Here is a 13,152-nt window from a genome sequence, read left to right as displayed (position 1 = left end):
GCCCTCGACGCCCCTGCCGCACAGGGGCCGGAGGGCCACTCAAGCGGTCCGCGCCCCCGGGACACCCTGCCGCCACTCCCCCCTCAGCGGTACGGCGGGCGGCGCGGACCGCCGGACTTGACCCTCACACCGTGGCAGGCCGTTCACTGACCGGCATGCTCACCTACCTGGGCTCCGGCCCCTACTGCTACAGCAACTCGCTCGCGATGGCGCTCGGCGAACACGCGCCACCCGTGAGCGTCATCGAAACGCTGACCGGCTCCCCGTTCGGGGCACAGCTCATCGGCGGCGACACCCCTTTCTTCGACCCGTACGCCTGGGACCCCGAGATCGGCCTGGACGCGGCGATCGAAGCGCTCGGCTGGACCTGCGTACGCACCTCAGGCGGCACCCCGTCGGAAGCCCTGGCCCGCCTGCGCGCCACCGGTGGCCCCGCCCTGGCCGGCCCGCTCGACATGGAGCTGCTGACCTACTCCCCGGACCCCGGCGGCGACCACTACGTCATGGTGCTCGCCGTGGACGGCGACACCGTCCTCCTCCACGACCCGGAAGGCTTCCCGTACGCCACGCTGCCCGTCGAGGAGTTCCTCAAGTCCTGGCAGGCCGAGTCCGTCAGCTACGAATCCGAGGGCTTCGTCCTGCGCACCGGCTTCACCCGGGTCCGCGAGGTGCCGTTCATGGACGCGCTCCGCGACTCGCTGCCCGGCGCGGCCCGCTGGCTGGCCGGGCGCGACGACCTGCCGGTCCCGCCGGGCACCCTCGGCGGCGCCGAGGCCGTGCACGCGCTCGCCGGCCTGGTGGAGTCCGGGCTGCCGCCCCAGACCCGCGGGCTGCTGACCGGCTTCGCCATCAGGGTCGGCGTGCGCCGGCTGTCCGACGCGTCGGCCTGCCTCGGCCTGCTCGGCCTGCCGGAGTCCGCCGCGGTGGCCCGCGACCAGGCCCGCCTGCTGGGCGCCTTCCAATATCCGCTCACCACGGGCGACAACCCGGCCGCGGCCACGGCGCTGCGCCGCCTGGCCCCGACCTACGCGACCCTGTACGACAGCCTGCGGGCCGGCAGGTAAGACCGGAGGTCAGCCGTCCAGGAGGGCGAGGAAGTCACGCAGCATGGCGGGCAGTTGCTCCCGTTCCCGGCGCGGGAGCCGCTCGAACACCTCGCGCTGCGCCGCCAGCCCCGCCGTGACGGCCTGGTCGGCCACCTCCAGCCCGCGCGCCGTCAGCGTGATGACCAGGCCGCGCCGGTCGTCGGGGTCGGGTGAGCGGGTGACCAGCCCGGCCTTCTCCAGCCGGTCGAGCCGCCCGGTCATCCCGCCGGAGGTCAGCATCAGCGACGCCGCCAGCGCCTTGGGCGACAGCTGGTACGGCTCGCCCGACCGCCGCAACGTGGCCACCACGTCGAACTCGCCCCTGCTGATCCCGAACCGCGCGTGAACCTTCTCCTGCCGGGCCCCCATCCGCTGTGAGATGCGGTAGATCCGCCCGAACACCTCCATGGCCTGCGTGTCCAGGTCGGGCCGTTCCCGGGCCCACTGCTCGATGATGCGGTCGACGTCGTCCACGGTTCCCATAGTAGCTTGCATCTAAGTAGCTTAAGGCTAAGATACTTAGATATGAGAGACTTTCGGCTTGTCGCCTTCACCGCGGTCGCACCCGCGCTCTGGGGCACCACCTACCTCGTGACCACCGAGTTCCTGCCCGCGAACAGGCCGCTGCTGGCCGCCGCCGTCCGCGCGTTGCCCGCCGGGCTGCTGCTGATCGCCACCGTGGCCCTGCTCGCCGGACGGCTGGCGCTGCCGAAGCACGCGTGGTGGTGGCGTTCGGCCCTGCTCGGGTTCCTGAACATCGGCTTGTTCTTCGCCTTGCTCTTCATCGGCGCCTACCGGCTGCCCGGCGGCGTGGCCGCGGTCCTCGGGGCACTGGGTCCCTTCGTGGTGGCCGCCTTGGCGTACCTGCTGCTGCGTGAGCGGCCGGGCGGGCGGGCCATGCTCGGCGCGGTCATCGGCGTGGCCGGAGTGGCGCTCCTCGTGCTCCGCTCCACGGTCGCGCTGGACGCGATCGGCCTGGCCGCGGCGGCCGCGGGGATGGGCGTGATGTCGCTGGGCACCGTACTGGGCCGCCGCTGGGGCGCGCCCGAGGGCTTCGCGAACCGCTCCACCGCGCTGCTGGCGCTGACCGGCTGGCAGCTGACGTGGGGCGGGCTGCTGCTGGTGCCGTTCATGTTCCTGATCGAGGGCGCGCTGCCGTCCTTCACCCTCACCAATCTCGGCGGATACGCCTACCTCACGCTCGTCGGCACCGCGCTGGCGTATGTCCTGTGGTTCCGGGGCGTCACCACGCTCGCCCCCACCCGCGTCACGGTGCTCGCCCTGCTCAGCCCGGTGGTGGCGGCCGTCCTGGGCTGGGCGGCGCTCGGCCAGTCGCTGTCGCCCGGCCAGCTTCTCGGGGCCGTGGCGGTCCTGGGCGCGATCCTGCTGGGCGCCTCCCGGCCGCGCCGCCGCACCGAGCCGCCCACCGGCCCGGCGGCCGAGCCCCTGGCCACGGCTAAGCGAGCGTGAGCCTGATCAGCTCTCTGCGCGAGGAGACGCCGAGCTTCGGATAGGCCTTGTAGAGGTGGTACTCGACGGTCCGCGGGCTCAGGAACAGCTTGGCCGCGATCTCCCTGCTGCTGGCTCCGTCGGCCGCCAGCCGTACCACCTGGAGCTCCTGCGGCGTCAGCCGGTCGAGCAGGTCCGCGGCGGCGGGCGTCGCGGCGGAACCACCGGCGATCCGCAACTCGGCGCGCGCCCGCTCGGCCCACGGCCGCGCGCGCAGCCGTTCGAACGTCTCCAAGGCCGGTCCCAGCAGCCCCCTCGCGTCGGCGCGGCGCCGCTCACGCCGCAGCCACTCACCGTAGAGAAGCTCGGTCCGCGCCCGCTCGAAGGGCCGGCTCGTCCCTTCATGCAGTTGTACGGCCCGCGCGAAGTGAGCCTCGTCATCGGTCAGCAACGCCAGGCAGCGCTCGGCCATCGACAGGGCCCAGGGCTGCCCGCCCGCGGCCGACCACTCACGCAGCCCGCGCAACGGCTCCCGCGCCGCCTCCGGCGCGCCGGCCCTGACGGCGGCCTCCACGAGATCCCCCGTCGCGCCCATGAGCACCCCCGCGTGCCCGCCGGGCCCGCTCCGGGCGGCGAGCAGGCGGTCGAGCGCCTCCTGGGGACGTCCGAGGCCCAGGTCGAGCAGGCTCAGCATCGTGTCCGCGGCGACCCGGCCGGTGGCGGTGGAATGGCGGGTGAGCTCCAGGCAGCGTTCCTCGTCGCCCTCGATCGCGGCGATCCTGGCCAGCACCGTGTCGAGTTGCCCGGCCCGGCGCCGCAGCCCGGTGTCGCGGGCGATCGCCGCCGCCTCGGCCACGGACGCCTCGGCGTCGCGATGGAGCCCGGCCACGACCTGTATCTGGGCGAGCGCCTGGAGGGCGTCGGGCAGCGCGCCGACCAGACCGTAGCGACGGCACATGGCCACCTCCTCGGCCGCCCCGGCGAGGGTGGCGTCGTCGTCGCCCACGATCCAGCCCAGGTGCACGGCCCGCATCCGTGGTACGCCGTCCTCCCGCGCGGCGGTCCTGAGCAGGCCGACACCCTGCGAGTGGTTTCCGGAGATCAGGGCGGCCATGCCGTGTGCCGCCGGGTCCGGTCGTCCCAGGGACTCCAGCCGGTCGGCGGCCACCGCCACGATGTCCGGCATCCCGGCGAACCAGGCGTAGTCGGCCGCGGTGCGCAACATCCCGGCCGCCACGCCCACGGGCGCCGATCCGGCGGCCTCCACCAGGATGGCGGCGGCGTCGCCCGCGTCGCCGCGTTCGAGCTCCACCGCGGCCCGCACCCGCGCCGCCGTCGCCGGCGCGGGCCCCTCTGAGGTGAGTGAGCGGCTCTGCCCCGCCAGGTCGGCGGCGAGGTCGACGTCACCGGCGGACAGGGCGAGCGTGGCGGCCTCTGCCAGGCGTACGGCGCGCTCGTCCGGGCCGGGGGTGAGGTGGGCGGCCTGCCGGTAGAGGTGTGCGGCGGCGGCGCAGGCGGTGCGGAGCCTGGCGCGCTCGGCGGCGGCCACCAGTTCCGCCGCTGTCTCCTCGTCGGGGGCGATCGTGACCAGGGACAGGTGCAGGGCGCGGGTGTCGGGGTCGTCGGCCGCGCCCGCCAGCGCCCGGTGCGCGGCCATCCGCCGTGCCATGGGCATGCCGCGATAGGCGGCGGTGGCGATCAACGGGTGCCGGAAGGCGATCCCGGCGCCGGTGACCCGGATCAGGGCGGCGCGCTCGGCGGGCTGCAGATCGTCGAGCCCCACCCCAAGCTCCTTCCCCGCCGCCAGCACCGCCCTCAGATCCCGCCCATCCCGCCCCGAACCACCGGAAGGCACGGAAACACCAGAAGAGCCGGAAGGGCCGGAAAAGTCGGAAGCACCAGAGTGGCCGGAAGCACCAGAGCGGCCGGATGCACCGGAGGGGCCGGCCTCGACGTGGGCGCTGCCCGCGGCGGCCGTGAGCAGCAGCATGAGCTGCGTCCGTTCCGGCAGCACCGCGATCTGCGCCCGGAACGCCGCCAGCACCCGATCGGCCACCGGCAGCGGCTCACCCCGCCCGCCCTCGGGCGCGGCGGCGGCGAACTCGCGCAACGCCAGCGGGTTGCCGCCCGACTCGGCCAGGACACGGTCCCGCAACGCCGGCGCCAGCCCGTACGCGCCCAGCAGCCGGCCGGCGTCATCGGCCCCGAGCCGGCCGGGCCGCAGCTCGGCCAGTCCCGGCGCGTCGAACCCCTCCTGCCGCGCGGCGAACACCATGGCCACCCCGTCCGCGCCGAGCCGCCTGGCGGCGAAGGTCAGCGCGTCCACGCTGGCCCGGTCCAGCCACTGCGCATCGTCCACCAGGCACAACACCGCCCGATCGACGGCCAGCTCCGCCAGGAGCGTCAGCACGGCCAGCCCGATCCTGAACCGGTCGCTGGGCGCCTCCTCGGCCGCCGGACCACCCAGGACGGAGTGCAGCGCGCGGGCCTGAGCCTCGGGCAGATCATCCAGGCGGGACTGCAACGGCCACAGCAGCCCGACCAGCCCGGCGAAGGCGAGGTCGGCCTCCGCCTCGATGCCGGTCACCCTGACCACCAGCAGCCCTGCCGCAGCCGCCCGCCCGGCGGTCCAGTCGAGCAGCGCCGACTTGCCGATCCCCGCCTCACCGCGCACGACCAGCGCTCCGCTGCGTCCCTCCAGGGCGTCGGCGACCAAGGCCCCGAGCGCGGCCTGCTCGGCGTGCCTGCCGTGCAGCACGTGGCCCACCGGACACCCCCGAAGTTCCGTAACCCAACCCAGAAATCCTACTGATTCGCGGTACGTAGACCTTTCCTACGGTGGTGACCAGCCGTTTTAAGGAGTTTGACCGTGAATGAGAAACGTGGGATGAGCCTGGCTCTCCTGGCGTTCGCCAACCTGATCACCTCTCTGGATTTCACCATCGTCTACGTCGCCTTGCCGGACATCGCGCGGGAGGTCGGGTTCACCCCGCACTCGCTGCAGTGGGTGGTGAGCGCCTACGCGGTGCTGTTCGGCGGGTTCCTGCTGCTCGGCGGCCGGTTGGCGGACCTGGTGGGCCGGCGCAGGATGTTCGCCGCCGGCCTCAGCCTGTACGGCGTGGGCTCGCTGCTCGGCGGCCTGGCCCCCTCGCCCGCCCTGCTGATCGTGGCCAGGATGCTCCAGGGCCTCGGCGGGGCGATCCTCGCGCCTGCCACGCTTTCCCTGGTCAACACCATGTTTCCGGCCGGCAGGGCCCGTACCAGAGCATTGACCGTGTGGGCGACCGGCGGTGCGGCGGGACTGAGCCTCGGCTCGCTGCTCGGCGGCGCGCTCACCAACTGGCTCGGCTGGCAGTGGGTCTTCTTCGTCAACGTGCCGCTGGCCCTCATCGGCCTCGCCCTCGCGCCCGGCCTGCTGGTCGCCGACGGCGCGCGTGAGCGCGGGCGGACCTTCGACCTGCCCGGCGCCCTCACCGGTACGGCCGGCGTCACGCTCCTGGTGTTCGCCGTCGCCCAGGGCCCGGAGGCGGGATGGACCTCGACCCCGGTGATCGTCTCGGCCCTGCTGGCCGTGGCCCTGCTGGCGGCGTTCCTGGCGGTGGAGAAACGCAGCTCCAGCCCCCTGATGCCGCTGAGGCTGTTCGGCAACCGGAGCCTGAGCGCCGCCGCCGTGGTCATCCTGGTGTTCGGGCTCACCCTCCAGGCGATCCCGTACTTCCTCACGCTCTACTTCCAGGGCGTGCTCGGGTTCAGCGCGCTGCAGACCGGGGTGGCCTTCCTCGGCCCGACCCTGTCCATCACGTTCGGCAACACGATCAGCGAGCGTCTGATCGGCCGGCTGGGCACCAGGACCACGCTCATCGCCGGTCTCGTCGCGGGCGCCGCGGGCAGCGCGCTGCTCGGGCCGGGGATGACGGCGGACGGGTCGTACCTGACCGTGCTGGCCGGCATCGTGGTCGTCGGTCTGGGGATGGGCCTGATCTACCCGGCCATGTTCAACGCGGTGGGCAGCGGCGTGGACGGCTCCGAGCAGGGCACCGCCTCCGGCATCGCCAACACCGCGCTCCAGGTGGGTTCCGGCGCCGGGCTGGCGGTTCTGGTGGCCGTGGCCAACGCCGGGCTGGGCGGGCTGTCCGGTGAGGCGCTGCGCGCGGCCACAGCCGACGGCCTCGCGGTCGCCGCGTACGTCGCCGCCGCCGGGTCGCTGCTGGGCGTCCTGGCCGCGCTGCGCCTGCCCGGCATGGCCAGGACCCCGGTCCTGGCCGAGGACAGCGTCTGAAGAACAGCGTGTGGACAACTGAGGGGTGACCGCCGGACGGCGGCCACCCCTCAGGAACGCGTGATCAGGCCTTCAGCCAGCTCATCATCGGCCGCAGCTGAGCGCCCGTCTTCTCGATCGGGTGCTCGGCCAGCTCCTCGCGGTGGCGGGTGAACTCCTTCTGGCCGCTCTCGAACTCCTCGACGAGCTGCCGCGCGAAGGTGCCGTTCTGGACCTCTTCGAGAATGCGCTTCATCTCCTTCTTGGTCTCCTCGGTCACCACGCGCGAGCCGCGGGTGTAGCCGCCGTACTCGGCGGTGTCGGAGACCGACCAGTACATCTTGGAGATGCCGCCCTCGTACATGAGGTCGACGATCAGCTTCATCTCGTGCAGGCACTCGAAGTAGGCCACCTCGGGCTGGTAGCCGGCCTCGATGAGCGTCTCGAAGCCCGCCTTGATCAGCTCGGAGACGCCGCCGCACAGCACGGCCTGCTCGCCGAACAGGTCGGTCTCGGTCTCCTCGGTGAAGGTGGTCTTCAGGGCGCCCGCGCGCGTGCCGCCGATGCCCTTGGCGTACGACAGGGCCAGGTCGAAGGCCTTGCCGGAGGCGTCCTTCTCGACCGCGACGAGACACGGCACGCCGCGCCCGGCCTGGTACTGGCGGCGCACGAGGTGGCCGGGGCCCTTCGGGGCGACCATGGCGACGTCGACGCCCTCGGGCGCCTCGATGAGGCCGTAGCGGATGTTGAGGCCGTGACCGAAGAAGAGCGCGTCGCCCTCCTGCAGGTTCGGCTGGATGTCGTTCTCGTAGATGCCGCGCTGCAGGTGGTCCGGCGCGAGGATCATGATGAGGTCGGCCTCGGCCGCGGCCTCGGCCGGGGTGACGACGCGCAGGCCCTCGGCCTGGGCCAGCTCACGGCTCTTGGAGGTCTCGGGCAGCCCGACGCGGACGTCCACGCCGGAGTCGCGCAGGGACAGGGCGTGCGCGTGGCCCTGGGAGCCGTACCCGATGACGGCCACGACCCTGCCCTGGATGATGGACAGATCGGCGTGGTCATCGTAGAAGATCTCGGTCACTTGCTGAAAACCTTTCAGGCGGTACGGTCCAGTGCCCTGAGGGACCGGTCGGTGATGGAACGGGCGCCGCGGCCGATGGCCACCATGCCCGACTGGACGAGCTCTTTGATGCCGAACGGCTCAAGCACCTTCACGAAGGCCTCAAGCTTGTCCGGCGTGCCGGTGACCTCGATGGTCACCGCGTCGGCCGCCACGTCGACACAGCGGGCGCGGAAGAGCTGGACGAGTTCGAGCACGTGCGAGCGGCTGTCGGCGTCGGCCTTGACCTTGATGAGCATGAGCTCGCGCTGCACGGACAGCGAGGTGTCCAGCTCGACGATCTTCAGGACGTTCACCAGCTTGTTGAGCTGCTTGGTGACCTGCTCCAGCGGGAGTTCTTCCACGCTGACCACGATCGTCATACGGGAGATGTCGTCGTGCTCGGTGGGCCCGACGGCAAGTGAGTCGATGTTGAAGCCTCGCCTGCTGAACAGCGAGGAGACGCGTGCCAGCACGCCGGGCTTGTTCTCCACCAGCACGGAGAGCGTGTGTCTGCTCATCAGTCCTCGCTGTCCCAGACCGGGGCCATGTCCCGGGCGATCTTGATGTCGTCGTTGCTGGTGCCCGCGGCCACCATCGGCCAGACCATCGCGTCCTGGTGGACCACGAAGTCGACCACGACGGGCACGTCGTTGATCTCCATGGCCTTCTTGATGGTCGCGTCCACGTCCTCGGGGCGCTCGCACCGCAGGCCGACACAACCATAGGCCTCGGCGAGCTTCACGAAGTCGGGGATGCGGCGGGTGGTCTGCAGGTCGGTGTTGGAGTAACGCTTGTCGTAGAACAGGGTCTGCCACTGGCGGACCATGCCGAGGTTACCGTTGTTGATGACCGCGATCTTGATCGGCACACCCTCGATGGCGCAGGTGGCCAGCTCCTGGTTGGTCATCTGGAAGCAGCCGTCGCCGTCGATCGCCCACACGGTCGCCTCGGGCCGGCCCATCTTGGCGCCCATCGCGGCCGGGACGGCGAAGCCCATCGTGCCGAGCCCGCCGGAGTTGATGAACGTGCCCGGGTTCTCGTAGTCGATGAACTGTGACGCCCACATCTGGTGCTGCCCGACCCCGGCCACGTAGTACGTCTCCGGCCCGGCGATGGCGCTGAGCCGCTTCATCACGTACTGCGGGGCCAGCGAGCCGTCCTCGAACTCGTCGTAGCCCAGCGGGTAGGTCTGCTTGTAGCCGTTGAGCAGCGTCCACCATTCGGCGTAGTCGCCCTTGCCCGCGGTCCCGACGGCGCCGATGAGGTCGGTGATGACCTCCTTGCAGTCGCCCACGATCGGGACGTCCGCGTGGCGGTTCTTGGAGATCTCGGCCGGGTCGATGTCCGCGTGCACGATCTTGGCGTACGGCGCGAACGTGGACAGCTGGCCGGTCACCCGGTCGTCGAAGCGGACGCCGAGGCCGACGATCAGGTCGGCCTTCTGCAGCGCGCCGACCGCGGAGACGCTGCCGTGCATGCCGGGCATGCCCATGTGCTGAGGATGGCCGTCGGGGAAGGTGCCGCGCGCCATCAGCGTGGTGATGACCGGGATCTCGGTCAGCTCGGCCAGCTGCAGCAGCTCGGCGGAGGCGCCCGCCTTGTGCACGCCGCCGCCCACGTAGAGGACGGGGCGCCGCGACTCGGCGATGAGCTTGGCGGCCTCGCGGATCTGCTTGGAGTGCGGCCGCGTCACCGGGCGGTAGCCCGGCAGCTGCATCGTCGGCGGCCAGTGGAACTCGGTCTGCGCCTGCAGCGCGTCCTTGGAGATGTCCACCAGGACCGGGCCGGGACGGCCGGTGGAGGCGATGTGGAAGGCCTCCATGATCGTGCGCGGGATCTCCGCGGGATCGGTCACCAGGAAGTTGTGCTTCGTGATCGGCATGGTGATGCCGGAGATGTCGGCTTCCTGGAAGGCGTCCGTTCCGATGGCCGCGCTCGCCACCTGGCCGGTGATGGCCACGATCGGCACCGAGTCCATGTAGGCGTCGGCGATCGGGGTCACCAGGTTGGTCGCGCCGGGGCCGCTGGTGGCCATGCACACGCCGACCTTGCCGGTCGCCTGCGCGTATCCCTCGGCGGCGTGGCCGGCGCCCTGCTCGTGGCGTACGAGCACGTGCCGGACCTTGACCGAGTCGTAGAGGGGATCGTAGGCGGGGAGGATCGCTCCGCCGGGAATCCCGAACACGGTGTCGACTCCCACGTGCTCCAAGGCCCTGACCAGGGCCTGTGCACCTGTCATCCGTTCGGTCATCGGCTCGTTCCTTAAAGGCCAGACACTTAAGGACATAAAAAAGGCCCCTCCCCACCGGGGGGTGGGACTGGGGCGGCGCGCAGGTCGTAGTGCTTCGCTATCGGCCCGCGCGCCGGCGAAGTACTACGAGAATCTCACTGCGAAGCATGCTGCCACCTTAGCCGCTCAGTGGCCCACAGTGTCAACTTGCTGGACAGCTATCTCATTATCTGGGATCACAGCGCGGACTGGAGGCTGGTGCGCATCAGGGTGTCGACCCCCCTCGCCGCCATCGGCCGCGCCACGAGGAAGCCCTGGCCTCGCGTGCAGCCCATCTCCCGCAGCTTCTCCAGCTGCTCGGGACGCTCGATGCCCTCGGCCACCACGATCAGGCCCAGGTCGTGTCCCAGGCGGACGATCGTCCTGGTCAGCAACGTCAGCGTCTCGTCGCGGCCCAGGCCGGAGACGAAGCTGGGGTCGATCTTGATCATGTCGACCGGGAGCTGCCGCAGGAACGCCAGCGAGGCGTAGCCGGTGCCGAAGTCGTCGATGGCCAGCCGTACCCCCAGAGCGCGCAGCTCCGACAGCCGGGAGATCGTCTCCTCGGCGTCCTCCACCAGCATCTCCTCGATCACCTCAAGGGTCAGCGCGGAGGCCGGCAGGCCGCTCTCCTCCAGGGCCTGCGAGACCGTCTCGACGAAACGCGGCGCGGTGATCTGCCGGGCCGAGAGGTTGAGCGACAGGCCGATGTCCCAGGAGGACGCCCGCCAGGCGGCCACCTCACGGCAGGCCTCGCGCAGGATCCACTCGCTCAGCGGCACGATCAGCCCGGTGTCCTCGGCGGGGCCGAGGAACTGCTCGGGCGGCACGAACGTCGAGCCGCGCCACCAGCGCACCAGCGCCTCCACCGCGGTCACTCGCGAGGTCGCCAGGTCCACCACGGGCTGGTACTCGATCGCGAACTGGTTCTCGATCAGCGCCCGCTGCAGGTCGGCGGCGAGTTCGAGGCGGCGCACGGCGTCGGCGTGCATCTGCGCGGCGAACACCTCCACCCGCCGTCCGCCCAGGTCCTTCGCCCTGGCCATGGCCACGTCGGCGTTGCGCAGCAGGTCGCCGGCGGGCATCTCCTCCTCGGCGAAGGCCACGCCCACGGACGCGGTCAGCGCCACGTCGCGGTCGGCCACGCGGAAGGGCTCCTGGGAGACCGCGCGCAGCAGGCGCTCAGCCACGTCCACCGCGAGCTGGGCCTCGCCGCCGGTCTCCACCAGCACCGCGAACTCGTCGCCGCCCCAGCGGGCGAGCGTGTCCTCGGGGCGTACGACGCCGCGCAGCCGCCTGGCCGCCTGGCCGAGCAGGGTGTCGCCACTGGCGTGGCCCACCGAGTCGTTGACCGAGGTGAAGCCGTCGAGGTCGAGGAAGATCGCGGCCTGCCCGGAGACGCGTCCCGCCACCACCTCGCGGGTGCGCTCCTCGAAGTAGGAGCGGTTGGGCAGCCCGGTGACGCCGTCGTGGAAGGTCAGGTGGACGACCTGGTTGCGCAGGGCCTCTTCGTCGCTGATGTCGCGGGTGGTGATCAGCAGCACGTCCTCGCCGCCCACGTGGCGGGTGGCCACCGACTCGGTGGGCCGCCAGGTGCCGTCCGCGGCGCGTACCCGGCAGGCGATCAGGCAGGCGCCGGGTTCGGTCGTGTCCTCGTCGAGTCCCATGGCGCGCAGCGCGATCTGGATGCCGGGCAGGTCCTCGGGGTGGATGTAGTCGAAGATCGAGCCGCCGACGATCTCCTCGGGGCGGTAGCCGTACGTGACCTCGACGCCCTCGCCGATCTCGCGCACGGTGCCGTCGTAGTCGCACAGCAGCACCACGTCGCCCGAGCTCTCGGCCAGCTCGCGCAGTTGCCGGTCGCCGAGCGCGACCAGCCCGCGCAGGCGGGCGTGCGAGGTGGCCAGCACGAACAGGCGCAGCACGAGGATCAGCACCACCGAGGCGGCGACCACCACGACGCCCGTGACCGGACGGTCGCGACTGCCGGCCAGGTGGGCGGCGAGCACGACGACCGAGACGGCCACCAGGGCGAGCGGGACCAGCGCGAGCAGGTCGGCCACGGCGGGACCGCTCGCGGGCCGCTCGTCGCCGCTGCGGCGCATGCCCCAGGGCGCCGCCGCCAGCAGCAGGAACGCCACCGGCGCCAGCATGAGGCTCCAGGTGGGCGGGGTGCCCTCGCCGAGCCTGGCAACGGCGGAGGCGGTCTCGGCGATCGTGGTCGTGGCCAGGACGCCGATCCCGGCCAGGCCGAGCGGCAGGCCGGAGAGGGTCCCCTTGACCACGACGGGGATGGTCGCGCAGGTCACCAGCAGGCAGACCATGGCCGGCAGCAGCATGAAGGTGAAGCCGGGCGAGCTTTCCGCGTAGACCTGGCGCAGCGCGACGACCCAGCCGATGAGGAAGAGCGCGGCCGTGCACAGATAGGCGTCGACGAGGTAGCGCAGCGCCGCCTTGGCGGTGGTCCTGCGCCCCGAGGCGATGATCGCGCCGCCCGCCATGAGGACGGCGCCGACCAGCACGAGAAGGTCGGCGAAGCTGAGGATGAAGCTGGAGGCGGAGGCTATCGGCCGCACGCCGACGCCGGCCGACCACACCACCGCGCCCGCGCCCAGCCAGCGGGCCCCGGCGGCATGCCGCTGGTCGCCCGACCTGAACGCGCTCACCAGCAGGGAGACCGCCGCCAGCAGCGCCGCCGTCACTCCCGCGATCGCACCGGTCGCCGGCGCCGGCCCGCCCACCGCCAGCGCCATGGCGAAACCGGCCGCGCCTATGGCGGCGGCGGCCGTAATCGGCGCCCGTGGGTCACGCCAGCGGATCACAGTCCTTGCCCTCACATCGACAGTGTGTGCGGTGCCGGGTACGCGAGTGGTGACAACGCCGATGTCGTCACCGATCTGATAACCACACAGACCGAATTGCTCTCGAGCCCTCCTTGACTGGGAGTCAAGAGGGCCCAATAGACGACAACCGTACGCACCGAAGGTCACGG

Annotated in this window: 9 protein-coding genes; 3 read left to right on the top strand and 6 right to left on the bottom strand. The window is 71.9% G+C overall.

What is annotated here, in order from left to right; genetic code table 11:
- The first annotated feature begins 131 nt into the window (after window positions 1-131).
- Complete coding sequence (locus tag ACIBKY_RS33860) at window positions 132-1,064, top strand: hypothetical protein (RefSeq protein ID WP_397103131.1); 933 nt, start codon at window positions 132-134, stop codon at window positions 1,062-1,064.
- Between the two features lie 9 nt (window positions 1,065-1,073).
- On the opposite strand, the gene ACIBKY_RS33855 is transcribed toward ACIBKY_RS33860, so the two are convergent.
- Complete coding sequence (locus ACIBKY_RS33855; RefSeq protein ID WP_397103586.1) at window positions 1,074-1,568, bottom strand: MarR family winged helix-turn-helix transcriptional regulator; 495 nt, start codon at window positions 1,566-1,568, stop codon at window positions 1,074-1,076.
- 42 nt (window positions 1,569-1,610) lie between these two features.
- Between ACIBKY_RS33855 and ACIBKY_RS33850 the strand changes: the two genes are divergently transcribed.
- Window positions 1,611-2,555 carry an EamA family transporter gene (locus tag ACIBKY_RS33850; protein WP_397103129.1) on the top strand — a complete coding sequence of 315 codons (945 nt, stop codon included), beginning with the start codon at window positions 1,611-1,613 and terminating at the stop codon, window positions 2,553-2,555.
- Here the strand turns inward: ACIBKY_RS33850 and ACIBKY_RS33845 are convergent.
- Window positions 2,542-5,301, bottom strand: coding sequence for an ATP-binding protein (locus ACIBKY_RS33845; RefSeq protein WP_397103127.1), 2,760 nt, complete (start codon window positions 5,299-5,301; stop codon window positions 2,542-2,544). The two genes, ACIBKY_RS33850 and ACIBKY_RS33845, sit on opposite strands and share 14 nt — an antisense overlap.
- 102 nt (window positions 5,302-5,403) lie before the next feature.
- Here ACIBKY_RS33845 and ACIBKY_RS33840 point away from each other — a divergent pair, with 102 nt between their 5' ends.
- Complete coding sequence (locus ACIBKY_RS33840; protein WP_397103125.1) at window positions 5,404-6,813, top strand: MFS transporter; 1,410 nt, start codon at window positions 5,404-5,406, stop codon at window positions 6,811-6,813.
- A gap of 64 nt (window positions 6,814-6,877) precedes the next feature.
- On the opposite strand, the gene ilvC is transcribed toward ACIBKY_RS33840, so the two are convergent.
- From ilvC to ACIBKY_RS33820, 4 genes are all read right to left on the bottom strand, one after another.
- The gene (gene ilvC / locus ACIBKY_RS33835) at window positions 6,878-7,861 is read right to left on the bottom strand and encodes a ketol-acid reductoisomerase (protein ID WP_379612253.1); all 984 of its coding nucleotides are present in this window, start codon (window positions 7,859-7,861) and stop codon (window positions 6,878-6,880) included.
- A 23-nt stretch (window positions 7,862-7,884) separates the two neighbouring features.
- Window positions 7,885-8,409: an acetolactate synthase small subunit gene (gene ilvN / locus ACIBKY_RS33830; protein WP_184960445.1), complete on the bottom strand. Its 525-nt coding sequence runs from the start codon at window positions 8,407-8,409 to the stop codon at window positions 7,885-7,887.
- The gene (locus ACIBKY_RS33825) at window positions 8,409-10,142 is read right to left on the bottom strand and encodes an acetolactate synthase large subunit (RefSeq protein WP_397103122.1); all 1,734 of its coding nucleotides are present in this window, start codon (window positions 10,140-10,142) and stop codon (window positions 8,409-8,411) included. The genes ilvN and ACIBKY_RS33825 overlap by 1 nt, the downstream gene beginning before the upstream one ends.
- A 215-nt stretch (window positions 10,143-10,357) precedes the next feature.
- Window positions 10,358-12,997 carry a putative bifunctional diguanylate cyclase/phosphodiesterase gene (locus ACIBKY_RS33820; RefSeq protein WP_397103120.1) on the bottom strand — a complete coding sequence of 880 codons (2,640 nt, stop codon included), beginning with the start codon at window positions 12,995-12,997 and terminating at the stop codon, window positions 10,358-10,360.
- Between the last annotated feature and the right edge of the window lie 155 nt (window positions 12,998-13,152).

This window comes from Nonomuraea sp. NPDC050394 (genome assembly GCF_044459065.1).
Lineage (GTDB): Bacteria > Actinomycetota > Actinomycetes > Streptosporangiales > Streptosporangiaceae > Nonomuraea.
This window is presented reverse-complemented; position numbering and strand designations above follow the sequence as displayed.

Bases quoted from the DNA above. Each gene is read 5' to 3' on its own strand.
- ACIBKY_RS33825 (WP_397103122.1), bottom strand. From the start codon at position 10,142: ATGACCGAACGGATGACAGGTGCACAGGCCCTGGTCAGGGCCTTGGAG.
- ACIBKY_RS33855 (WP_397103586.1), bottom strand. From the start codon at position 1,568: ATGGGAACCGTGGACGACGTCGACCGCATCATCGAGCAGTGGGCCCGG.
- ACIBKY_RS33850 (WP_397103129.1), top strand. From the start codon at position 1,611: ATGAGAGACTTTCGGCTTGTCGCCTTCACCGCGGTCGCACCCGCGCTC.
- ilvN (WP_184960445.1), bottom strand. From the start codon at position 8,409: ATGAGCAGACACACGCTCTCCGTGCTGGTGGAGAACAAGCCCGGCGTG.